We start from the raw sequence: 21,565 nt of genomic DNA, 5'->3' as shown, positions 1-21,565 counted from the left end.
CGTGAATGAAATGAGTGGAAAACAATTAAAAACGAATCTTTCATCCCTCCAAGGAGAAATTTCTATTCCTGGAGATAAATCGATTTCTCACAGAGCTGTGATGTTCGGAGCGATGGCAGAAGGGAAAACAACGATTAATCATTTTTTAGCAGGGGAAGATTGCTTAAGTACGATTTCGTGTTTTGAAAAGATGGGCGTATCGATTAAAAGAGAAGGCGAGTATGTCGAAGTCGAAGGTAAAGGTATCGAAGGGTTAAGTGAACCTGCTTCCATCCTAGATGTAGGAAATTCAGGAACGACTACTCGTTTAATGCTTGGGATTCTCGCAGGTGTGCCATTTCATACGTCTCTAATTGGAGATGAGTCGATTGCCAAGCGTCCTATGAGTCGCGTTACGGTGCCCCTGCGCTCTATGGGTGCAAAGATTGATGGGCGTGAGCACGGCCAATATACGCCTTTATCGACTCGAGGAGGAGCTTTAAAAGCAATTCATTACCATTCTCCTGTAGCAAGTGCACAAGTAAAATCAGCGATTTTACTAGCGGGACTTCATGCAGAAGGCACAACAAAAGTAACCGAGCCTTTTACATCACGTGACCATACAGAGCGTATGCTTCGCGCCTTTGGAGTAGACGTAGAGGTAGATGGAACGACTGTAAGCATTGAAGGAGGACAATCTCTGCGCGGAACGGATGTATACGTACCTGGTGACATTTCTTCAGCGGCGTTCTTTCTTGTTGCAGGAGCCATTGTTCCAAACAGCCGAATCGTTTTGAAAAACGTCGGACTCAATCCTACAAGAACAGGTATTATTGATGTGCTTCAGCAAATGGGTGCACGTCTTACAATTTCTAATGAACGTATTCAAAATGGAGAGCCTATTGGCGATTTGACGATTGAAACGTCTCAGTTGAAAGGGATTGAAATTGGGGGGGATTTAATTCCTCGTTTAATTGATGAAATTCCAGTGATTGCTCTTTTGGCGACTCAGGCGAATGGGAAAACAGTTATTAAAGATGCCGAAGAATTAAAAGTAAAAGAAACGAACCGTATCGATACGGTTGCAACGGAGTTAAGCAAGCTCGGTGCCTCTGTTACTCCAACAGCTGATGGCCTCATCATTGAAGGCAAGACTGCTCTAAAAAGCGGTGAAGTAGACAGCTATGGAGATCATCGAATTGGAATGATGCTTGCGGTCGCAGCAGCCATTGCAATGGGAGAGGTAACACTAATGAGAAGTGAAGCTATTCACGTCTCCTATCCTACTTTCTTTGAAGATCTTGATAAACTAAGCGAATAAGAAAAAGACCGGGACAAACGTATTTTGGTTGAAGGGAAATCCGAACGATGAACTGATATTCTTGATAGAGAATCAAACTCGTTCGGATTTTTATTAGGGTGAACGTAGGTCTCATGTATGTAGGTGCTTCTAGCTGTTGATTGATGTAGTCATGTCTCAATCTCGTTTTTATCTTAAAAAATGTAAGCGTATTCAAATTGATTTGTTGAACAAACGCTCAAACTATTTTATCATGGTGTATAGAAGCATGTGTCCTTGCTTCGGTTTGGAAAAAATAGAAAATTAATTCGTTTTATTTGTATATAAAAAGTGAATGTAATAATAAAGGAGAATTGTGTGTGAAAGAACTAGACCGCGCGATAGGTTACGTAGAATCCAATGAAATTGAAAAAGGTCTTGCCCTTATTCATGAATTGAAAGATAAAGCTACAGACGAAGAAAAATTTTTAATGGCTGAACAGCTTCAAGAGTGGGGACTAGTAAATGATGCGCTGCCTTTAATAGACGAGCTCATCGCTAAATACCCAGAAGAAGGCGAGCTGTATTTATTAAAAGCTGAAATGCTTATTGATTTAGAAGAAGAAGAAGAAGCAATTCATATTTTAAATCAAATTAGCAGCGAAGATGATAACTACGTGCCAGCTCTGCTTCTTGTAGCTGATTTATATCAAATGCAAGGCCTTAGTGAAGTAAGTGAGCAAAAGTTAATGGAAGCGAAAAAAATGCTTCCAAATGAGCCGGTTATAGATTTTGGGCTCGGTGAATTTTACAGCAGTCAAGGAATTTATCAAAAGGCGATTCCTTTTTATCAAACGCTGCTAAAAACAGAAAAAGAATTTAACGGCACGGATCTTCGTCAGCGATTAGCTGAAAGTTTAGCAGGTATCGGCCAGTTCGAAGAAGCTCTTCCTTACTTTGATCAAGCGCTAAAAGATAAGCTTGAGATTAACACATTATTTGAATATGCGATTTCAGCGTATCAAGCAGGTCATTATCAGACTGCTATTGAAAAGTTCACAGAACTAAAAGAGCTAGACCGTGAGTACCATTCTCTTTATTTATATTTAGCAAAATCATATGAACATGAAGAGATGCTAGAAGAGGCTGCGGTGGCTGTCAACGAAGGTATTGCGCAGGATGAATTTCAAAAAGAACTTTACTTTTTTAAAGGGAAGATAGCATTAAAGCGCGGTCTAGAAGAAGAGGCTGAATCGGCATTTCAACAAGCGATTGCACTAGATCCAGGGTATATTGAAGCCATTTTAACTCTCTCTAAACTTTATATGAGTCAAGAGAGATATGAAGATGTAGTAGAGAATATCGAGCACGCCAAAGAATATAATGAGCATGACCCTCATTTTGAATGGGATTTAGCAAAAGCTCACCAGGAATTAGAAAATTATGAAGAAGCGCTAAAATACTACGAATCTGCATACACTGTTTTTAAAGAAGAGTATGCGTTTTTAGAAGAGTATGGCTACTTCTTATTAGAAGAAGGACAGCGCTCGAAAGCGAAGGAGATTTTCCAAGCCTTATTAGCAATGGATCCAACAGTAGATGAAATTCAAGACATATTATTTCAATTAGAAGAATAAATAATAGTTCAGAGGATTTTATTGCTGCCGTGTGGAATAAATAACTGTAAAAGGTGTTTTAACTGAGAGTTTAAACACAGAGGAGGGAAGTGAGAATATGACGACCCCTGTTACTGTCAACGAGAAAAAAGAATTTGTTCGCTGGTTTTTAACGAATTATCAGCTGAAGCGAAGAGAATGTGTATGGATTTTAAATTATTTGATGAGCCATGATCAATTGATGAAACGAGTTCACTTCGTTGAGCAAGCACAGTTTTGTCCTCGCGGGATGGTGATGTCTACGCACTGTGTGGAAGACCCTCCATTTCGTTTTTATAAAGAAAATATCATGACAACCGATGCAGAAAAATCATTTCATGATATTCGTTTGAATCGAGAAGAAGACATTTATATTCAATTAAACTTCCGATCGTTGTATTCATCGCCTCAATATGTGGCTGTACTGGAAGACAATCCGTATATGCCAAAAGCTAATCAAACAAATGAAAAAGACAGAGTATTAGCTGAGCAAATATTGGAAGAATCTATTCAGAAGTTTCAGCGATCAAAAATCATGGAACTAATTGATAAAGCATTAGATGAAAACGATAAAGAAGAATTTCAGCGCTTAAGCGAATATTTAAATAACCATTATGTACAGTAGATAAACGAGGGATTGGCTAGCTTCTTAGAAAAAGGTCAATCTCTTTTTTTATCTCCTTATTCATTTTGGAAAATAAATAAGACAAGCTTTAGCGGGCTTGCTGAGAGGAGAAGGAAGTTGAAGCTTCAGGCCAAGGAAATGGATGTGTACCTACAATCCAAAAGTTATGTTGATACCGTATTGGTTCCACTTATTCCGATTGATTTCGGAGAAGATTTAAAGCTTACTGCATCTATGAGTGAATATACGACTGCTCTTACTGAAGAGTTAGAAAGGCAATTTAAAGGAAGAGTGATTTTAACACCTAGTTTTACATACTTAAAAAAAGATGGAGTAGCTGCTGTTTATGAAACATTACTTCGTTGGAATGAGCATATAAATGACAATGAAGTCAAACATCTTTTTGTGCTTACTAGCGACCGAGACTGGCTGCAGTTTGAAAAAGAAATAGGGGCGCACTGCATTTGGATACCTGCTTTACCTCTTGAGCATATAGATGAGTCGCATAAGTATACGCTCATCCATGAACAAGTTCAACAGCTCTTACCGATTTTTGTAGAGAAATGGAGTGTTTAAAAAGACTGTAGAATAAGTAATGGAAGCGCACACAAAATAATAACAAAAAATTTAGAAAAATAAAGATTATTTCCATGTTTTAGGTTTTTATTGTATTGACCTTCCAGAAATATTAATATATCATGATTATGTCCTAGTTTAATAGAATGGTCCATCATGTGTCCAAAATTCTCTGGACTGAACTTTTTTAAAGGGGGGAAAAGCATGGGTGATCGGGTATCAAGACGACAGTTTTTAAACTATACGCTCACTGGTGTAGGGGGATTCATGGCTGCTGGAATGTTAATGCCAATGGTGCGCTTTGCAGTAGATCCAATTTTAGAAAAAGAAGCGGGTCAGGATTTAGTAGCTGTAGCGCAGGTTAAAGACATTACAAAAGAGCCGAAACGTGTCGATTTTAAAATCAAGCAAGTGGATGCGTGGCATAAATCAGAAGAGCCAAGATCGGCTTGGGTGTACAAAACTGATAAAGGTGAAATCGTCGCGCTGTCACCAATTTGTAAGCATTTAGGCTGTACGGTTAACTGGGCTGGTGACAAAAACTATCCACACCGTTTCTACTGCCCTTGTCATGGGGGAATGTATGAAAAAAGCGGTAAAAATGTACCGGGGACACCACCGATGGGACCGTTAGATGTATACGTTCAAAAAGTAAAAGGCGGTACGTTATATCTAGGAAAAGCCAAACCACAAGGAGGGGCATAGAAAATGTTGAATAAAATCTATGACTGGGTGGATGAACGGCTAGATATTACTCCTTTATGGCGAGATGTGGCCGATCATGAAGTGCCAGAGCACGTAAATCCTGCACATCACTTTTCAGCATTTGTGTATTGTTTTGGTGGATTAACGTTTTTTGTTACCGTTATTCAAATTTTATCAGGCATGTTTTTAACCATGTATTATGTACCAGATATAAAAAATGCATGGGAATCCGTTTATTATCTGCAAAATGAAGTCGCTTTCGGACAAATTGTTCGAGGTATGCATCACTGGGGAGCAAGTTTGGTTATCGTCATGATGTTTTTACATACACTTCGTGTTTTCTTCCAAGGAGCATACAAAAAACCCCGCGAGTTAAACTGGATTGTGGGTGTGTTAATTTTCTTTGTTATGTTAGGTTTAGGTTTTACAGGTTATTTGTTGCCGTGGGATATGAAAGCGCTATTTGCAACGAAAGTAGGTTTGCAAATTGCCGAATCCACACCAATTATAGGCCAGCAAGTGAAGACATTACTCTCAGGACATCCAGACATCGTTGGTGCTCAAACACTAACTCGCTTTTTCGCCATTCACGTATTCTTTTTACCCGGAGCTCTACTTGGCTTAATGGGTGCCCACTTCTTAATGATTCGTAAACAAGGAATTTCAGGACCACTATAAAATTTTATACGCTTTATTCAATTAGTCAATCACACTAGTCATCATATGCATCAAGCACATACTCCGTTGTTAGTACTTTCACTAGAACAGTGAGAAAAAGGAGGGAGAACATGCATCGTGGTAAAGGGATGAAGTTTGTTGGAGATTCACGTGTTCCTGCAGAACGAAAACCCAATATTCCAAAAGATTACTCTGAATTTCCAGGGAAAACAGAAGCATTCTGGCCAAACTTTTTACTAAAAGAATGGATGGTAGGGGCAGTTTTTTTAATCGGTTATCTATGTTTAACCATCGCTCATCCATCTCCTCTTGAACGTATTGCCGATCCGACTGATACGGGGTACTTGCCTCTTCCTGACTGGTACTTTTTGTTCCTATATCAATTGCTTAAATATTCATTTGCTTCTGGTCCATATAATATTATAGGTGCATTTATTATTCCAGGGATTGCATTTGGCGCATTAATGCTTGCTCCGTTCATTGATCGAGGGCCAGAAAGAAGACCAGCTAAGAGGCCGTTTGCAACAGGATTCATGCTTTTGGCTATAGCAGCAGTCTTTTTCCTAACGTGGCAGTCAGCGACACAGGTGGATTGGAAAGCGCGTGAAGAGCAAGGGAAAATTAGAGAAGAAGTAGCGATTGACAAAAATTCAGAAGGCTACAAAATCATGCAAGAACAAACGTGCTTGACCTGTCATGGTGATAACTTACAGGGAGGCCCTGCGGCTCCGGCTTTAACAGGCATTGATTTATCTCCTGAAGAAATCGCCAATATCGCAAAAAATGGTAAAGGCAATATGCCAAAAGGTGTTTTCAAAGGTTCAGATAAAGAATTGAAAACGCTCTCGGAATTTGTCGGCAACTTAGGGAAAGAATAGTGAAAATCAGCCAAAGGGCTGGTTTTTTTTTGAATTTATTTAATGCTGTGGTTTATATCAATGAGATAGGTGCTTGCTATTGTTCAAAAACTGTACATAATAAAGAAGAGATTAAATGTAAAGGAGACTTTCTAAATGGCTTGGTTATGGTATACCTTAAAAGATAAGCGTTTTTTAACGCTTCTGCTGATCGTGAATATACTAGGAACAATCTACGGGTATATTTGGTATGGAAGCCAATTAGCGGAAACACCTAAGAAGTTTTTATTATTTGTGCCTGATAGTCCAACGGCAAGCTTGTTTTTTGTTATTGTACTTATCGGTCTTTTACTTGGAAAGCATTTTTCATTGTTTGAAGCTTTAGCAATGATCACGCTGTTTAAATACGGGATTTGGGCCGTCGTAATGAATGTATTGGTCTATGTGTTAACAGGATACATTGATTGGATGATGCTTATGTTAATGGCTTCTCATGCAGCAATGGCTTTTCAAGGGCTTTTATACGTACCGTTTTACCGGATTAAATTATGGCATATAGCTGTTGCCGCTGTATGGGCCGTACATAATGATATCATTGATTATGTTTTTTCTATGATGCCAAGATACAGCATGCTCAATGCGTATATGTCTGAAATTGGTTATTTTACATTTTGGCTAAGCATTTTATCTATTTTCATTACATACTGGTTCACAGTTCGTGCTTCTTCAAAAAAACAGCTATAAAAAATTTTTGAAATAGGCGCACGAAACGAGCTCTCTTTTTCTAAGATATAGTAGGCTATATTTAAGTATGAGGTGAGTGACTGTGAAGGAAACCAAACGAGAGCTTCATCCGTCCGTTGTGGAATTTAAACAATTTGTAAAATCACATCCCAAATTAGTAGAACAGGTTCGAAAGCAGCAAAAAACGTGGAAAGAGCTTTATGAAGATTGGTATTTATTCGGTGCAGAAGATCCAATGTGGGAGGCATATCGTTCAGAAGAAAGTGCAAAGACTGAACCAGCTGCTGCAACAGAGGAGAAAAAAGATATTATGGGTACAATTGTATCCTCGCTGAAAAACATGGACTTGAATCAAATGCAAAATCATATCACAAATGTAAATTCAGCTATTTCGAATATTCAACAAGTACTGCAGCAATTTCAGCCATCTAAGCCATCCGGTGGAGGAGCAGCTTCCGGGCCAGGGAATCCATTTGGCTTTAGGAAAGATTAAACGCAATGAGAAAAGATATATACGAGTATATGCAGTCTCGTCCTAAACTCAACGACTTCGTTCGTGAACAGCCAATGTGGTACCGGCGTTTATCTAGAAATCCTGAAGAACTCGAGAAATTTGAATTAGAATCCAAGCACTACTACAAACAAACGATTCCTCATAAAGTCGAAAAGTTTTCGAATTCGATTCAAATGGCAAACATGATGTTTCATATGTTTCAGTCCATGAAAAATCAATGATCTCTGCATACATAGCGATGCAGAGATTTTTGCATGTCATGAGTAAAAACAAAGAGTTTGTAAACACTATGGAGAAACGAATGATAAAGGAATGGTATTATGCGCTTACTATTAACGACGGCCTTATGTGTAGTTTCTCTGCTAGGATGCAACCATGATAAACCAAAACCTGAAACTAAAATTCCCTCTCAACCGCGTGCAGCTGAAACGTTTGGTGCAATGAATACAAAACCTTCACTGATGGTACACCAGCATGTGAAAGGACAAAACGTATACGTCGAATGTATTCTAAGCGGGTTTTCATTTTCAACAGAGAGTGGATTCCTTCAAATCACAGTAGATGGAAAACCATTTAAAGAAATGAAGCAAGCAGCCTTTGTTTTAAGTGATCTTCCAAAAGGATCTCATACTGTTACGATTGAACTGATGAAATCTAAAGAAGAAAGTTATCAAGTGAGGAATACCTTTACGGTTGAAATTATATAGTTAAAAAGTAGAACTTGTAGTAAATCAGTGTAAGCTGTTTTAGCAAGTTCTTTTTCTTTAGATCCAAAACGTGATAAGATAAAAACGGAGGTGCACAGCCATGCTGACAACAATGAGAACTGTTGAATTACTCGATGAGTCTGATCACGTAGCGAACATGGTGTTACAATCAGACGTAGCCGAGAACTATCGTCAATGTTTATATAGATTAAATAAAGATTCACATGCACAGGCATTAATTGCTGAATTTGTGAAAATAAAGGAACAGTATGAGGATGTTCAGCGATTTGGAAAATATCATCCTGATTATAAAACCATTACGAGACAAGTACGTGATGTAAAGCGTCAAGTTGATTTACACGCGACAATCGCTGCGTTCAAAAAAGCAGAAAATGAATTACAAAAGCTGCTTGATGAAATTAGCGTTATCCTTGGTCAAGCTGTTTCAGAGCACGTGAAAGTACCGACGGGAAATCCGTTTTTTGATACGGGAAGCAGCTGCGGCGGTGGCTGCGGATCTGGTGGAAGCTGTGGGTGCAGCGCATAAGCCGTTCACTGTATAAATCGAACGCAATCAGCACAGGAATTTCCGCAGCAGGCCATTTTACGCTGTGGAACGTAAAACCTGTGCTGATAAACATAAGTAAGATGCTGACTTCTGACAAAAGTTGAGCGCCACGTAGCATTTGTATTGGATGTAGCAAAAATAGATGAAGCTTCTAGAAGCTCATCTATTTTTCTACGCTCAATTGATGTGTTTATATACAAAAAGGGTATATTTGTGATTTTTTTGAAAATGACTTGTTCAATAGCTCTCTGCTCGTTAAAATGAGTAAGAATGAGCATCCAGATATCATCTAAATTCATACATAAAGCACCTACTTCATATAAAAGAATTTATGATAAAGAAAACCAATATAACGTATGCAAAAGGGGAACTAAATATGTTTGTTGAACGTCAAGGAATTGTGGCGTATGTGCATTCTGTTAAGCAAGCAAAAGCATTGCGAAAGTACGGAAATGTACATTACGTATCTAAAGAATTAAAGTATGTTGTCTTATATTGCAACCAAGATGGCATTGAAAAAACAATCCATAAACTTCAGTCTCTACCTTTTGTGAAGAAAGTAGATCCTTCTTATCGGCCGTTTTTAAAAACAGAATTCGAAAATTCAAAGCCGGATAAGGCGAAGGAATATGACTATAAGATAGGAATTTAAACAAAAAAGGAATGTGATGTACATTCCTTTTTTTATTTTACTTGCCCTTGGCAAATGAATAGGCAGGGATGAGATTATTGCATTGGCGGAATAAAGCGGTTCATTCGCAAAATGCCAATAAGGTGCTGATAGTATAGTGCTGTTTCTGGAAATGTAGTAGATGGTTTGACATCGAGTACCACAATTTCTTTTCCCGCTTCCTCAGCAGCTTGTTTAAATAACTCAACGCGCTTGCTGTCGTTTTGTTTTAAAACAATTCCTTCTCGGCAAACGTAAAGCGGTTGGAAATTCCCTTCAGCTGTTGGATGCAAGACAGCGACAAAAGAAGCTACTTGTCGATCTTCTTTTACTGTTCGCAGCATAATAAGATGAGCAAGACGGTGTTTGTTGCTTTTGACAATCTCTAACAGCTCATAAATATCTGAATACCCTTCTCCGAGCTCAATAAAACGCTGAATCATATGTATTTCCCCCTTTATGTATTAAAAAAGCAAACTCACGTAGTTTAATGTATCATTGAATATTTTAAGAGTAAATAAAAAAATCCCTACAACTACTCATTGTAGGGCCCTTCAATAAAGGGGTGTAATCACCTCTGCGATTACAAGCACCTTGATGAAGGCAAAGGGAGAGGAGAAACCGGAGGAAGAACTTATGGGGAAACGTAAGTCTTCTCCGCGGTTGGCAACAACATCGGTTAGATGATGTTGTTACTAGTCAGTATGTCCGTTTTAAACGTTCATATACCTGTCTTGTGAAATTCACTTTTTCATACATAAAAGACTGATAACATGACAGAGAAAAAGGGTAAATTTACGTTTATTATGACATATTAAAGTAAAGGAAATCTTCTATGAACGAAATGCCGAATGATCTTCATAGGTGTATCTTCTAGAAAAGAATCAGTGTATCTAAGGACACGGTCATAAAAGTCCAGCATAAAAGCAAGCAGCTGGGTTATTGCACAGAATGTATACAGCATTGAATAAATTGAGGATTTTTGCTAGTCTTTGTAATTCAAAATATGTTAGGATAATGAAGAATAAGGAAGTAAAAGTAAGGTAGTGATAAGGATGAGAGTAGTAGCAGGTTTATATAAAGGCCATGCGTTAAAGGCGGTTCCAGGATACTCAACCCGCCCTACAACAGATAAGGTGAAAGAAGCTATTTTTAATATGATTGGACCGTTTTTTGAAGGTGGAACAGCTCTTGATTTGTTCGGTGGAAGCGGTGGCTTGGGAATTGAAGCTCTAAGCCGAGGAATAGATAAAGTCATTTTTGTGGATCGGGATGGCAAAGCGATTCAGACGATTAAAGCAAACTTAGCATCTTGCCGGTTAGAAGACCGCGCTGAAGTGTATCGAAATGATGCAGAACGTGCACTGAAAGCGATAAAGAAAAGGGAGCTGACTGTCGATTTACTTTTGCTTGATCCACCGTATAAAGCACAAAAGTTGAAAGCGCTTATCGAAACGGTAAGTGAAGAAAACCTTCTAGCAAAAACAGGAATTATTGTAGCGGAGCATTCTCATGATGTACATTTAGATAATGAGATTGGTTTATTTGAAAAAATAAAAAGCGAAACGTACGGTATCATTGGTGTTTCTATTTATACATACAAAAAAGAAGAATCAGTTGAATAAATCAATGAGCTGTTAGATGTAGAAAGGGGATACGTATGGGCAGTATAGCTGTTTGTCCAGGAAGCTTTGATCCAGTTACAAATGGACATTTTGATATTATTAAACGAGGCGCAAATGTATTTGATACGATTTATGTGGTTGTTTTAAATAACTCTTCAAAAAGTCCTCTATTTACAGGGGAAGAGCGAGTAGCTTTGCTGAAAGAAGTAACAAAATCACTTCCTAATGTGGTAGTCGAGTCGTACAGCGGATTATTAATGGAATATGCAAAAGAAAAGCAGGCAAAGACCATTTTAAGAGGTTTGCGTGCGGTATCGGATTTTGAGTACGAAATGCAAATCACATCTGTAAATCGCGTATTAGATAAAGAGATCGAAACGTTATTTATGATGACAAATAATCAATACTCGTTTTTAAGTTCTAGTATTGTAAAAGAAGTAGCTAAATATGGCGGGAATATTTCTGAATTAGTTCCTCCGCCTGTTAGAGAAGCGCTTGCGGAAAAATTTGAACAGCTGTCTCAAAAATAAGATAAAAAAGAACGTGACGTTTTCTTTGCCGATAAGAAAACGTCACGTTCTTTTTTTACTAGGAACGATGAAGAAACGTTCGTTTTGAATATATATAAATATAGCAGCATAGCGTAAAAATCGTTAAGAGCGGACCGTACACGTTTAGCCACTGCGATAGAATCGTAATGGACTCCAAGTGAGAAAAAACCGGCAGTGCTCCTTCTGATGCTTGAAAAGTAGTAATGGATTCTCGAAGAGGGCCCCATAGAAAGATAGTGAATACTACCGCAAAAAAGCCGTGAAAAATGCGTGCAATAAAAAACGGAAAAAATCGAATATCTGTTTCTGCGAGTATACTAGCCACTTGTGCTTGAACGGAGAAACCGCTGAAGCCTAATACAAAGCTAACGATGATAATTTGATGAAACAGCAGCGTGTCAGGCGCTTCACTTGCTAGACGGCTTCCTAGCGTGATTTCAAAAAGCCCTGAAATAAAGGGGAGGCTCAGTTCAGTCCCTATATGACAGAGGGAAAATAAATAAGCTAGACCGCTGCTTAAAACGGCCGTGATATGAGTAACATATAAAAGTTTGTTTAATACAGAAAATAAAATGATAAAACCGCCAATCATTAAGAGAGATTGAACAGCAGAAGTAACCGCATCTCCTAGAAGCTTCCCGATAGGACGCTTATCTTTTAAACGCGTTTTATGCATTTCATGAAAAGCTAACGATAAAGAAGGTTTTTGAGTTACTTGTCCTTTCGGTTTTGCTGATCCATAAAAACGCATCACCAATCCTACACAAATATTCCCTATATAATGTGAGAGAGCTAATATGATACCGACAGCTGGATTGTGGAAAAAGCCAACTGCCACAGCTCCAAAAATAAAAATAGGGTTAGATGAGTTAGTAAATGATACGAGTCTTTCAGCTTCGATAGCTGTTAGCTGCTTTTCTTGACGCAGCCGGGAAGTGATTTTTGCACCTGAAGGAAACCCAGAAGCCATGCCCATTGCTAAAGCAAAACCCCCTACTCCAGGTACTCGAAATAAAGGCCTCATAAACGGCTCTAATAAGATCCCAATGAACTTCACTACGCCAAACCCAATAAGCATTTCTGAAACAATAAAAAAGGGCAGCAGAGAAGGAAAGACGACCTTCCACCATGTGTTAAGACCTCTTACTGAACCTTCTAGCGCTTCTTTTGGATATACAATAAGCGCAATAGCGAGAAGCGTTACGCTCGTCCCGAGCAGAAGTGTTTTCACCATCGATTTATTCAATGAACGATTCATCTCCTTTTCTAAGCTCACGTCATTTTGATATGAATGAAATGAGGAGTTTTAGGCAAATGTACAAGTTCTTCTATATATCAATATACGAAGCTATGCATCGACTTTATGCCTGTGAGTAAGGAGAAAATAAATTCATACTGAATAAAAAGGCGTCTTGTCACATTTGGAAATACAATTCATATACATAAATCAATGCACTTCTAAGATAGTCAAGGAGTAAAAAAACGTATACGCAGCAAGCGAAGAGCAAGAATTTCTTAAAACAACCTTCAGTATAGTATAATGCTTAATAACCACCGTGCATTGAGCAAAACATATCTTTAGCTTCATACTAAATGAACAAATACAAAATGAAGAATAGTCCTACCGAAGACAGGGCAACAATGATAGAGAAGCTCATCAAATGTTTTTACATTTTTAGAAGTCTATAAGGTAAAACGAGGGGGCAGGTAAAGTGGAAAGCCCAAAAATAGGAGTTGCGTTAGGCTCAGGTGGAGCTAGAGGTTTTGCACATTTAGGAGTAATCAAAACGCTAACAGAAAATAACATTCCTATTGATTTTCTAGCTGGCAGCAGCATGGGAGCTTTAGTTGGTGCACTATATGCGTCAGGTATTGAACTGGCAACTCTTTATAAAATGGCGCTAACGTTCAAACGAAAGTATTATTTGGATTTTACCGTGCCTAAAATGGGATTTATTACGGGCAACAGAGTAAAATCGTTGGTTCGCACCTTTACGCAAAATAGAACCATTGAACAGCTATCTATACCGTTTGCCATTGTAGCGACAGATTTGAAAACAGGAGAGAAAGTGGTGTTTAAAAAAGGACCTATCGCTGAAGCGGTGAGAGCAAGCATTTCAATTCCAGGAATCTTTGCTCCCGAAGTAATTGATGGACGATTGCTTGTAGACGGCGGGGTAGTAGACCGTATTCCTGTGTCGGTTGTAAAAGAAATGGGATCTGATATTGTCATTGGAGTCGATGTATCAAAAGCGAAAGTGAATGCAGAAATTAGCTCTATTTTTGATGTCATTATGCAAAGTTTAGATATTTTGCAAGATGAGCTAGTAGCTCATCGGACCATTGCTTCAGACATTATGATTCGTCCTAATCTCGATACTTTTAGTTCCAGAGCGTTTACAAACATTCAAGAAATGATTTCAATTGGTGAACAAGCAGCACATGAGCAGTTGCCTTCTATCCTGCAAGCAATTGATCATTGGAAGGAGAACAAAAAAAGTGAAATCTAGAATTAGAATTTTGGTATATTTGGCTGTTATTGCAGTGGTGGCAATGCTTTGTTTTTATCCTTTGCCGTACTACATTACAAAGCCTGGAATGGCAGAAGAACTTGCGCCTATTATTAAAGTAGAAGATGGATACCATGAAAAAGGGACGTTTATGCTGACAACTGTAAGAATGGGCAGAGCAACTCCTCTTTCATATGGTCTTGCGAAAATACAGGACTTTCATGAAATTTTCCCTACAAAGCAAATTTTGCAGCAAGGTGAAAGCGATGAAGATTACTCGACAAGGCAATTACATATGATGGATACGTCAAAAAATGCTGCTATTTCAGTCGCATACGAAAAAGCTGGAAAGAGCGTTTCTTACCTCAATAAAGGCGTATATGTTACATATGTCGTAGAAAATATGCCTGCACATGGAAAACTTCATGTTGGAGATGTAGTGACGAAAGTAGACGAGAAAAAAATTCAAACTGCTGAGGACTTAATCAACTACGTATCGACTAAAAAAGCAGGAGATTCAGTATCAATCTATGTAAAAAGAGATGGCAAAGAAAGCAAACATACTCTAAAAGTTAAAGCATTCCCTGACGAGCCGAAACGAGTAGGGTTAGGAATTGCCTTAGAAACGAACCAAGAACTAAAAGTTAAGCCCGATATACATATTGATACTGAAAAAATAGGAGGGCCTTCAGCGGGACTGATGTTCTCGCTTGAAATTTATAATCAGCTTGTTAAAGAGGACATGACAAAAGGCCATCGCGTTGCAGGTACAGGGACTATCAATGATAAAGGAGAGGTAGGACCAATCGGAGGTATTTCGCAAAAAATTGTAGCCGCAGATAAAGAAGGAGCAGAAATTTTCTTTGCACCAAATGAAAAAGGGGCTGTGGGCTCTAACTACCGAGAAGCAGTGAAGACAGCTAAAAAAATAGACAGTGATATGAAAATTGTACCCGTAGATTCATTTTCGGATGCCGTCACGTATTTAGAAAAGCTGAAACCATAAAAAAATCGTCTCTTGCAGACGATTTTTTTATGGCCAAATGATAGGAGGCTGCGTGTATTCTTGTTTCATAAATTGAGAGCGCAGAGGCTCTTGAAACGGCATACTATAAACATGTGTCGCTTTAATATCGATATCAATTTCTTTTAGTTTACATTGCGAGACAGTGGATACAATAGGAAGAGACAGCTTTTTCTTAATTGTTTTTAAATAGTCTTGTCCGGTCTTTGACATTCCCAATAAGCGAATGTAAGGATCAGCTTGTTGCATCTCACTTTTTGTTGTATTGGTTAAAAGGTGAACGCACATGCGCTGTAAACGGGTTCTCGTATATCGCTTCGTTTTAACCTTTGTTAAAAAATCTTCAAATGAAGTAGCTGAAGAAATATAAGATAGCAGCCGATGTTCAATACCTTCTTCTATTTCATAAATACGCTGTAAGTCATAAAGCGGAGTAGTTAATAATTTGTATTTCAAAAATGGGAAATAATGCTCCCAATGATGAAACTGTCCGTGTGCTTGCTTGTAAGCTGCTAATTCATTTGCTGTACTAACTGGCATGTGCTTGCTCAGATCCTCATGGCTGCTGCTGTCAAAAATAGCTTTACGTATGCTTGTAGCGCTTGAAATAAAAGAAGAAGATAGGGAATCATCGTGATAATGTGATTGAATTCGAGTGATTGTATATGGTTTAATAGATGCATGCTGTTTTTTAATGGCAGCTACATAGCTCATTCCAAGCACATTATTTGGCTGAGATAAATCAATAGGAGCCTCCGTGAAAAGCTGTAAGAAAGCGTTGGAAGCTGCTTTTGGATAACTGTTCCCTTTTTTCATCTCTTGTTGAATTAAAGCGGATAGTTCTGATTCATGAGCTTCGAGCAAATCAGCGGTGCGGGTAAATGAGTCAATATTGCCATTTTCGCTGCCAAAGCATACAAAGTCAGCGCGAAGGGATTCTAAAATAGAAATAGCGCCGCTTGCGAATGTTTCAGCTTTTTGAGTAGAAAAAGCATAGGGTAATTCAACGACTAAGTCTGCACCAGCGGCTAAAGCCATTCTTGTGCGGGACCATTTTGATACAAGAGCAGGCTCTCCGCGCTGCAAAAAGTGCCCGCTCATCACAGCAATCACACAATCTGCTCTGGTTTGTTGTTTCGCTTGCTGCAAATGATAAGCGTGTCCATTATGAAAAGGATTATATTCGACAATTATTCCAACTGCTTGCATAATGTCTCCTTTTAATTTATTATTTTTAGTCTAGCTCTTTGTTTTAAAAACATTTTTTTATGAAAGTAAGAAATATTTACAAAAAAGCATATTTAAGTACATTATAGTGTAAAGAAAAAATATTGACAAATAATCTTGTGAAAGCTATAATAACCTTTGTTGCCTTGAGGTGATTAACAATGAAATGGACAATACATCAATTGTATCAGTTGCAAAATAAAGGTCTAACATTTGACGAAGTGATTGACGGCAAAGAGTTTATGAATGCTGATCCTCAAATTCGTAGAATGTCAGATGTAAATGTGAAAGGAAGAGCCGACATTAGCTCTTCGAAAGTAACGTTTCACCTTAAAATCTCAGGAGAAATGACGTTGCCTTGTGCTCGTACATTAGTTGACGTTCCGTATCCGTTTGAAATTAACGCAACTGAAACGTTTTTATTGAATGTGAATGCTGATTATGAAGAAGATGCTGAAGTACGCATTGTAGAGGGAGAAACGGTTGATTTACAACCTTTGATTCAAGAGTTAATTATTGTTGAAATTCCTCTGCAGGTATTTAGTGAAAATCAGCAAGCGGCAGGAGCAGCTCCACAGTCAGGAAAAGACTGGGAAGTTGTTACCGAAGAAGAACAGCAGGAAAAAGTAGATCCCCGCTTAGCCGTACTCGAAAATTTCTTTAAAGACAAAAAGAAATAAAAATGCGAAGATCCGGCTTTCGGGCCTTCATATGATTTTAAAATTCTTTTAAGGAGGTGGGAATAATGGCTGTACCTTTTAGAAGAACATCTAAAATGAAGAAAAGAACGCGTCGTACGCACTTTAAATTACAAGTTCCTGGTATGGTAGAGTGCCCAAATTGTGGTGAAATGAAACTATCACACCGCGTATGTAAAGCTTGTGGTACTTACAAAGGAAATGACGTAGTAAGCAAATAATTGCTTATTTAAATAAAAGACCCTCTTAAAGGGTCTTTTATTTTTTTTGCCTTTTTTCCTTCTCTGCCCTTTGGAAGAGAAGGATTTTTCTTATAGAACAAGAACTCTTTTTAAATAAACAATTACTGTTGTAAAAGGATTCATACCTTGTCTATAAGGAGGAAAAAGCATGAAAAAAAGCGAGTTGTTTACTACAAGCCAAGGCATTGCTACGTTTGTGATTAATCGTCCTGAAAAGCGTAATGCTATTGATTATGATGTTATGAATGAACTGCAGCAAGCTGTAGATTATGTGAAACATGATCAGTTAGTAAAAGCTTTCGTAATTACAGGTGCTGGTTCAGATGCATTTTGCAGTGGAGGAGATTTAAGCGTATTTCATGAGCTAAAGACTTCGAAAGAGGCATCTCAAATGTTAACGAAAATGGGGAAAATTCTTTATGAGATTTTAACACTCCCAAAACCCACAGTTGCCCTTTTGAATGGAACATCGGTTGGAGGAGGATGTGAGCTTGCGATTGCATGTGACTTCCGTATAAGTGCAACACATAGCGAAATGGGATTTATTCAAGGGAATTTAGGAATTACAACAGGCTGGGGAGGAGGAACCATTCTTCTTGAAAAGCTGCGTTATCAAGAAGCGATGGAAATGATCTACAGTGCTCAGCTGTATGGAGTAGAACGAGCAAAGCAAATTGGATTTCTTTCCTATGTCACGTCGTTTAAAGAGCTAACTATGAGGTGTGAGGAGTGGTTAGCGCCTATCACTCATAAACCGACCCATGTATTGCAAGCTTACAAAGAAATCGCTATTGAGAAATGGGAGCAAAGCCGGGTTTGGAATCGGATGGAACAAGAAATTCATCGCTGCTCGATATTGTGGGAGTCGCCTGAGCATGAAGAAGCGGTTCAAAAGGTCATCGTTAAAAAAGCATAGTTATGAACTGCATTTCCATAGCAATATAGTGAATAAGCGAAAGATGAAAGAATCACGGGTTTCCCATTTTGCTTCAAAGTATATGAAAGATTTTCTTGATTGAGAAGAGGAACAATAGTCTATCTTATCTAGTAGGTGCATATTCATTTAATAAGTACGGATAAGGAGGGATAGAAAAATGACTTCTTCTCGTCAAGATGCATGGACTCATGATGAAGATTTATTACTCGCAGAAATTGTACTGCGTCATATACGTGAAGGTGGCACTCAGCTAGCTGCATTTGAAGAAGTGGGGAAGAAACTTACACGAACATCAGCAGCTTGTGGCTTCCGCTGGAATTCTTTTGTGCGCAAACAATACAAGACTGGTATTGATCTTGCGAAAAAACAGAGAAAAGAATTAAAAGCAAGAACTGTTTCAAAAGATGACGAGCAGCCTGCACGCTTATCATATATGGAAGCAGAGAAACATATTTCGCTTAATGAGGTAATTAAATATTTAGAAAATGTAGATCAAGGGCAAAGGCACTCGTCAGAGCTTCTCGAAGCTAATGAAGAACTGCAGCAAAAGATTGAACGTTTACAAGAGAAAGTAACGATTTTGGAAAAAGAAAAAAAAGCTTTGCAAAACAACTTGTTAATTGTGGAAGATGACTATAAAGCTCTTATTGAAATTATGGAGAGGGCTCGTAAAATGGTTGTATTAAAAGAGGATGAAAAAAGTAGAAAAGTGAAATTTCAAGTGGATAAAAATTTAAATTTAGAAAAAGTTCAAAAGTAAAGGGACAGTTTGAAGGCTCCCTACTTCATGTTGATCACATATACCACATAGATATAAAATAAACAGCTGGAAATCAGCTGTTTATTTTTGTTCGCTTACACCGTTTGGTAGCCAAATAAGAGGGTTTTCTCCCAAATCACGATCGATATCATATGTTACAGGTACAAACCCCATTTTTGACCAAAAATCACTCGATTTTACTCGTGGGCTTGTTTTGATAGGTAATTGAAAGGATTTGGCGTATTCAACGAGCGTTTGACCCAATCCTTTGCGCTGAAAATCGCTGAGCACTTCGAGTTTCCACACTTCAATATACGTTTGAGGCGGCTCGAAATATTGATCGTACTGTTTGTTTCGCTTATAGAGACTCATCCGAGCCACTAAGCTATTTCCAAAATAAATACCGTAAAACGGAGAATTTATTTCATTATCGGAAATTTTGGCATGTAATTCTTCTAGCATTGAAAGTTCTTGAATGCCATATTCTTTGAATTTCTTGAACTCTTCTAGCGTTTTAAAATTAATTTTTAAATGCTTCACTTCGTAATTCATCCCATATCCCCCTTGTTATGTCTCCTTGCTAGACAAACGAACTGGCTTGGTTCGTTCATCTAATATTATATAACAAAAATACAAAATATTCTGTTTTCATGATTGGTGAACGAATATTCAATGCGCATAAGGAAAAATGAATTCTTTCAGTTACATACGAAGAATACATTACTATAAGCATCACTTTTTAGAAAGGAAGCAAAAGGAAAGTGAGATTCAAATAGAAAGCGTTTTCAAAAATTGTAGAGGAGTTTTAAAATTATTGTAGAATTATATGGGGGAAAGTAGAAATTTGAGGAAAGGGGAGAGAAAGGTGAAAAAAATACTGATTGCAAATCGAGGAGAAATTGCTCTTCGTATTATTCATACATGCAAACAAATGGGCATTGAAACGGTGGCTGTCTATTCCGATGCAGATGCAGAGCTTCCTTATGTTCAAGCAGCTACAAAAGCACGTCGAATTGGAGAGCCTCCTGTGCAAAAGTCATATTTGAATGTAGAAGAATTGCTGCGAATTAGTCATGAAGAAAAAGTAGATGCCATTCATCCTGGGTATGGATTTTTATCGGAAAATAGTGCATTTGCTAAAAGAGCGATTGATGAAGGTTTTTGTTTTATCGGCCCTTCTCCCGAAATCATTTCGATGATGGGCGACAAAATTGCTGCTCGTGCCGCGATGAAAGAAGCGGGTGTACCTGTTGTCCCCGGCAGCGAAGGCGATGTGACGTCAGTTGAAGAGGCTTGTAAAGTAGCGAATCTAATTGGATATCCCGTTATGTTAAAAGCAAGCGGAGGTGGCGGCGGAATTGGGATGGTGCGCTGCGATAACGAAGAAGCAGTAAAACAAGTGTATGCCTCCACAAAAGCAAGAGCCAAAGCATATTTTGGTCAAGAAGGAATGTTTATTGAAAAACTTATCACAAACGCAAAACATATCGAAGTACAGGTGTTTGGAGATCAGCATGGTAATGTCGTTCATCTTTTTGAACGCGATTGTTCCGTACAAAGAAGAAATCAAAAAGTGATTGAAGAAGCCCCTGCGCTTTCTTTAAAAGAAAGTACGCGACAAGCCATGCAAAACCAAGCCGTTCAAGCGGCTAAAGCAATCGGATATTATAATGCAGGTACGGTGGAGTTTATTGTGGATGAAGACGAAAATTTTTATTTTCTTGAAATGAACACGCGGCTGCAAGTTGAGCATCCGATCACCGAGCAAATTGCAGGGGTCGATTTAGTTAAGTGGCAGATCTTAGCTGCGCGCGGAGAAAAGCTTCCACGTGTGCAAGAGGAAATAGCAGCAAATAACTATGCCATTGAATTTCGAATTTATGCAGAAGATCCGTTTACTTTTTTACCGGCTCCGGGAAAAATTACGGGTTATCACTTGCCGGAGCGAACCTATGCGCGCGTAGACAGCGGCTACAGTGATATGAATGCGGTTACACCTTTTTATGATCCAATGATTGCAAAAGTTATTATTACTGGTCGTACACGTTCAAATGCAATTGAACTAGCTAAATCATATTTTACAGAAGCTGTTGTAGAGGGAATCAAAACGAATATTCCTCTATTTAAGCAGCTGTTAAATGAAGAGTTATATGAAAAAGGCACCTATAACACATCGTTATTATCAACCGTATTAAATAAAGGAGGAGCACCACAATGAGTGAAATCAAAGCGACAATGGCAGGCATGGTATTTAATGTGTTTGTTCAGCAAGGTGCAAGTGTAGCCAAAGGAGAAGTTGTTGTTGTATTAGAATCTATGAAAATGGAAATTCCTATTGAAAGCGATCAAGCTGGTATTGCAGAGACTGTCCATATAGCCGTGGGGGATTTTGTGAACGAAGGCGACGTTTTGGTGACTATTTCATAACTCATAA

28 protein-coding genes are annotated in these 21,565 nt (G+C 38.3%); 23 read left to right on the top strand and 5 right to left on the bottom strand.

The window, feature by feature from the left end; translation table 11 throughout:
• The first annotated feature begins 10 nt into the window (after nucleotides 1–10).
• From aroA to ACFX40_RS09130, 12 genes are all read left to right on the top strand, one after another.
• Entirely contained in the window at nucleotides 11–1,300 is a 1,290-nt protein-coding gene (aroA, locus tag ACFX40_RS09185) for a 3-phosphoshikimate 1-carboxyvinyltransferase (RefSeq protein WP_377254811.1), read from the top strand.
• Nucleotides 1,301–1,632: 332 nt separating this feature from the next.
• The gene (locus tag ACFX40_RS09180; RefSeq protein ID WP_285850282.1) at nucleotides 1,633–2,895 is read left to right on the top strand and encodes a tetratricopeptide repeat protein; all 1,263 of its coding nucleotides are present in this window, start codon (nucleotides 1,633–1,635) and stop codon (nucleotides 2,893–2,895) included.
• Nucleotides 2,896–2,992: 97 nt separating this feature from the next.
• Nucleotides 2,993–3,538 carry a ReoY family proteolytic degradation factor gene (locus tag ACFX40_RS09175; protein WP_013058996.1) on the top strand — a complete coding sequence of 182 codons (546 nt, stop codon included), beginning with the start codon at nucleotides 2,993–2,995 and terminating at the stop codon, nucleotides 3,536–3,538.
• A gap of 117 nt (nucleotides 3,539–3,655) precedes the next feature.
• Nucleotides 3,656–4,114, top strand: a complete 459-nt coding sequence (locus ACFX40_RS09170; RefSeq protein WP_225049502.1) for a YpiF family protein — start codon at nucleotides 3,656–3,658, stop codon at nucleotides 4,112–4,114.
• Between the two features lie 204 nt (nucleotides 4,115–4,318).
• Nucleotides 4,319–4,819 carry a QcrA and Rieske domain-containing protein gene (locus ACFX40_RS09165; protein WP_013058993.1) on the top strand — a complete coding sequence of 167 codons (501 nt, stop codon included), beginning with the start codon at nucleotides 4,319–4,321 and terminating at the stop codon, nucleotides 4,817–4,819.
• Between the two features lie 3 nt (nucleotides 4,820–4,822).
• Nucleotides 4,823–5,497 carry a menaquinol-cytochrome c reductase cytochrome b subunit gene (gene qcrB, locus ACFX40_RS09160; protein ID WP_013058992.1) on the top strand — a complete coding sequence of 225 codons (675 nt, stop codon included), beginning with the start codon at nucleotides 4,823–4,825 and terminating at the stop codon, nucleotides 5,495–5,497.
• A gap of 110 nt (nucleotides 5,498–5,607) precedes the next feature.
• A complete protein-coding gene (locus ACFX40_RS09155) occupies nucleotides 5,608–6,375 on the top strand; it encodes a menaquinol-cytochrome c reductase cytochrome b/c subunit (RefSeq protein WP_013058991.1) in 768 nt (255 codons plus the stop codon).
• 135 nt (nucleotides 6,376–6,510) lie between these two features.
• Nucleotides 6,511–7,098: a lipoprotein heptaprenylglyceryl N-acetyltransferase LhaT gene (lhaT, locus tag ACFX40_RS09150; RefSeq protein ID WP_050689693.1), complete on the top strand. Its 588-nt coding sequence runs from the start codon at nucleotides 6,511–6,513 to the stop codon at nucleotides 7,096–7,098.
• Nucleotides 7,099–7,180: 82 nt separating this feature from the next.
• Nucleotides 7,181–7,591 (top strand): YlbD family protein, encoded by a 411-nt coding sequence (gene ylbD / locus ACFX40_RS09145; RefSeq protein WP_098249251.1) that lies wholly within the window; start codon nucleotides 7,181–7,183, stop codon nucleotides 7,589–7,591.
• 5 nt (nucleotides 7,592–7,596) lie between these two features.
• Nucleotides 7,597–7,833 carry a YlbE-like family protein gene (locus tag ACFX40_RS09140; protein WP_013058988.1) on the top strand — a complete coding sequence of 79 codons (237 nt, stop codon included), beginning with the start codon at nucleotides 7,597–7,599 and terminating at the stop codon, nucleotides 7,831–7,833.
• A 99-nt stretch (nucleotides 7,834–7,932) separates the two neighbouring features.
• Entirely contained in the window at nucleotides 7,933–8,319 is a 387-nt protein-coding gene (locus tag ACFX40_RS09135; protein ID WP_028410751.1) for a carbohydrate-binding protein, read from the top strand.
• Nucleotides 8,320–8,419: 100 nt separating this feature from the next.
• Entirely contained in the window at nucleotides 8,420–8,866 is a 447-nt protein-coding gene (locus tag ACFX40_RS09130; protein WP_028410752.1) for a YlbF/YmcA family competence regulator, read from the top strand.
• A gap of 5 nt (nucleotides 8,867–8,871) precedes the next feature.
• On the opposite strand, the gene ACFX40_RS09125 is transcribed toward ACFX40_RS09130, so the two are convergent.
• Nucleotides 8,872–9,186 (bottom strand): hypothetical protein, encoded by a 315-nt coding sequence (locus ACFX40_RS09125; protein WP_377254808.1) that lies wholly within the window; start codon nucleotides 9,184–9,186, stop codon nucleotides 8,872–8,874.
• A gap of 77 nt (nucleotides 9,187–9,263) precedes the next feature.
• Between ACFX40_RS09125 and ACFX40_RS09120 the strand changes: the two genes are divergently transcribed.
• Entirely contained in the window at nucleotides 9,264–9,539 is a 276-nt protein-coding gene (locus ACFX40_RS09120) for a YlbG family protein (protein WP_013058985.1), read from the top strand.
• A gap of 74 nt (nucleotides 9,540–9,613) precedes the next feature.
• Here the strand turns inward: ACFX40_RS09120 and ACFX40_RS09115 are convergent, their stop codons facing one another.
• The gene (locus ACFX40_RS09115; protein WP_014458362.1) at nucleotides 9,614–10,000 is read right to left on the bottom strand and encodes a DUF7147 family protein; all 387 of its coding nucleotides are present in this window, start codon (nucleotides 9,998–10,000) and stop codon (nucleotides 9,614–9,616) included.
• A gap of 612 nt (nucleotides 10,001–10,612) precedes the next feature.
• Here ACFX40_RS09115 and rsmD point away from each other — a divergent pair.
• Nucleotides 10,613–11,182 (top strand): 16S rRNA (guanine(966)-N(2))-methyltransferase RsmD, encoded by a 570-nt coding sequence (rsmD, locus tag ACFX40_RS09110; protein ID WP_013084870.1) that lies wholly within the window; start codon nucleotides 10,613–10,615, stop codon nucleotides 11,180–11,182.
• A 35-nt stretch (nucleotides 11,183–11,217) separates the two neighbouring features.
• The gene (gene coaD / locus ACFX40_RS09105) at nucleotides 11,218–11,712 is read left to right on the top strand and encodes a pantetheine-phosphate adenylyltransferase (RefSeq protein ID WP_013058982.1); all 495 of its coding nucleotides are present in this window, start codon (nucleotides 11,218–11,220) and stop codon (nucleotides 11,710–11,712) included.
• A 58-nt stretch (nucleotides 11,713–11,770) separates the two neighbouring features.
• On the opposite strand, the gene ylbJ is transcribed toward coaD, so the two are convergent.
• Nucleotides 11,771–12,979, bottom strand: a complete 1,209-nt coding sequence (gene ylbJ, locus ACFX40_RS09100; RefSeq protein ID WP_028410755.1) for a sporulation integral membrane protein YlbJ — start codon at nucleotides 12,977–12,979, stop codon at nucleotides 11,771–11,773.
• A gap of 466 nt (nucleotides 12,980–13,445) precedes the next feature.
• Here ylbJ and ACFX40_RS09095 point away from each other — a divergent pair, with 466 nt between their 5' ends.
• Both ACFX40_RS09095 and ACFX40_RS09090 read left to right on the top strand, forming a co-directional pair.
• Nucleotides 13,446–14,243, top strand: coding sequence for a patatin-like phospholipase family protein (locus ACFX40_RS09095; protein WP_013058980.1), 798 nt, complete (start codon nucleotides 13,446–13,448; stop codon nucleotides 14,241–14,243).
• On the top strand, nucleotides 14,233–15,249 hold the full coding sequence (locus ACFX40_RS09090; protein WP_377254805.1) for a SepM family pheromone-processing serine protease: 1,017 nt from the start codon (nucleotides 14,233–14,235) through the stop codon (nucleotides 15,247–15,249). The genes ACFX40_RS09095 and ACFX40_RS09090 overlap by 11 nt, the downstream gene beginning before the upstream one ends.
• Before the next feature lie 27 nt (nucleotides 15,250–15,276).
• Here the strand turns inward: ACFX40_RS09090 and ACFX40_RS09085 are convergent, their stop codons facing one another.
• On the bottom strand, nucleotides 15,277–16,476 hold the full coding sequence (locus ACFX40_RS09085) for a nucleotidyltransferase (RefSeq protein WP_377237901.1): 1,200 nt from the start codon (nucleotides 16,474–16,476) through the stop codon (nucleotides 15,277–15,279).
• 179 nt (nucleotides 16,477–16,655) lie between these two features.
• Here ACFX40_RS09085 and ACFX40_RS09080 point away from each other — a divergent pair, with 179 nt between their 5' ends.
• From ACFX40_RS09080 to ACFX40_RS09065, 4 genes are all read left to right on the top strand, one after another.
• Nucleotides 16,656–17,174, top strand: a complete 519-nt coding sequence (locus ACFX40_RS09080; protein WP_014458367.1) for a YceD family protein — start codon at nucleotides 16,656–16,658, stop codon at nucleotides 17,172–17,174.
• 65 nt (nucleotides 17,175–17,239) lie between these two features.
• Nucleotides 17,240–17,413 (top strand): 50S ribosomal protein L32, encoded by a 174-nt coding sequence (rpmF, locus tag ACFX40_RS09075; RefSeq protein WP_013058976.1) that lies wholly within the window; start codon nucleotides 17,240–17,242, stop codon nucleotides 17,411–17,413.
• Nucleotides 17,414–17,582: 169 nt separating this feature from the next.
• On the top strand, nucleotides 17,583–18,350 hold the full coding sequence (locus ACFX40_RS09070; protein ID WP_028410758.1) for an enoyl-CoA hydratase/isomerase family protein: 768 nt from the start codon (nucleotides 17,583–17,585) through the stop codon (nucleotides 18,348–18,350).
• A gap of 178 nt (nucleotides 18,351–18,528) precedes the next feature.
• A complete protein-coding gene (locus ACFX40_RS09065) occupies nucleotides 18,529–19,131 on the top strand; it encodes an RsfA family transcriptional regulator (protein ID WP_013058974.1) in 603 nt (200 codons plus the stop codon).
• 81 nt (nucleotides 19,132–19,212) lie between these two features.
• Here ACFX40_RS09065 and ACFX40_RS09060 read toward each other — a convergent pair whose 3' ends face one another.
• A complete protein-coding gene (locus ACFX40_RS09060) occupies nucleotides 19,213–19,683 on the bottom strand; it encodes an N-acetyltransferase (protein WP_013058973.1) in 471 nt (156 codons plus the stop codon).
• Nucleotides 19,684–19,996: 313 nt separating this feature from the next.
• Here ACFX40_RS09060 and ACFX40_RS09055 point away from each other — a divergent pair, with 313 nt between their 5' ends.
• Together ACFX40_RS09055 and ACFX40_RS09050 are read left to right on the top strand one after the other, a co-directional pair.
• Complete coding sequence (locus ACFX40_RS09055) at nucleotides 19,997–21,349, top strand: acetyl-CoA carboxylase biotin carboxylase subunit (protein WP_098658764.1); 1,353 nt, start codon at nucleotides 19,997–19,999, stop codon at nucleotides 21,347–21,349.
• Complete coding sequence (locus ACFX40_RS09050; protein ID WP_013058971.1) at nucleotides 21,346–21,558, top strand: biotin/lipoyl-containing protein; 213 nt, start codon at nucleotides 21,346–21,348, stop codon at nucleotides 21,556–21,558. The genes ACFX40_RS09055 and ACFX40_RS09050 overlap by 4 nt, the downstream gene beginning before the upstream one ends.
• Nucleotides 21,559–21,565: the final 7 nt, after the last annotated feature.

Source organism: Priestia sp. YIM B13552 (assembly GCF_042787775.1).
Taxonomy (GTDB): Bacteria; Bacillota; Bacilli; order Bacillales; family Bacillaceae_H; genus Priestia; species Priestia megaterium_E.
Note: the sequence above shows the minus strand (reverse complement) of the source record. Positions and strands in the feature narration are given on the sequence as shown.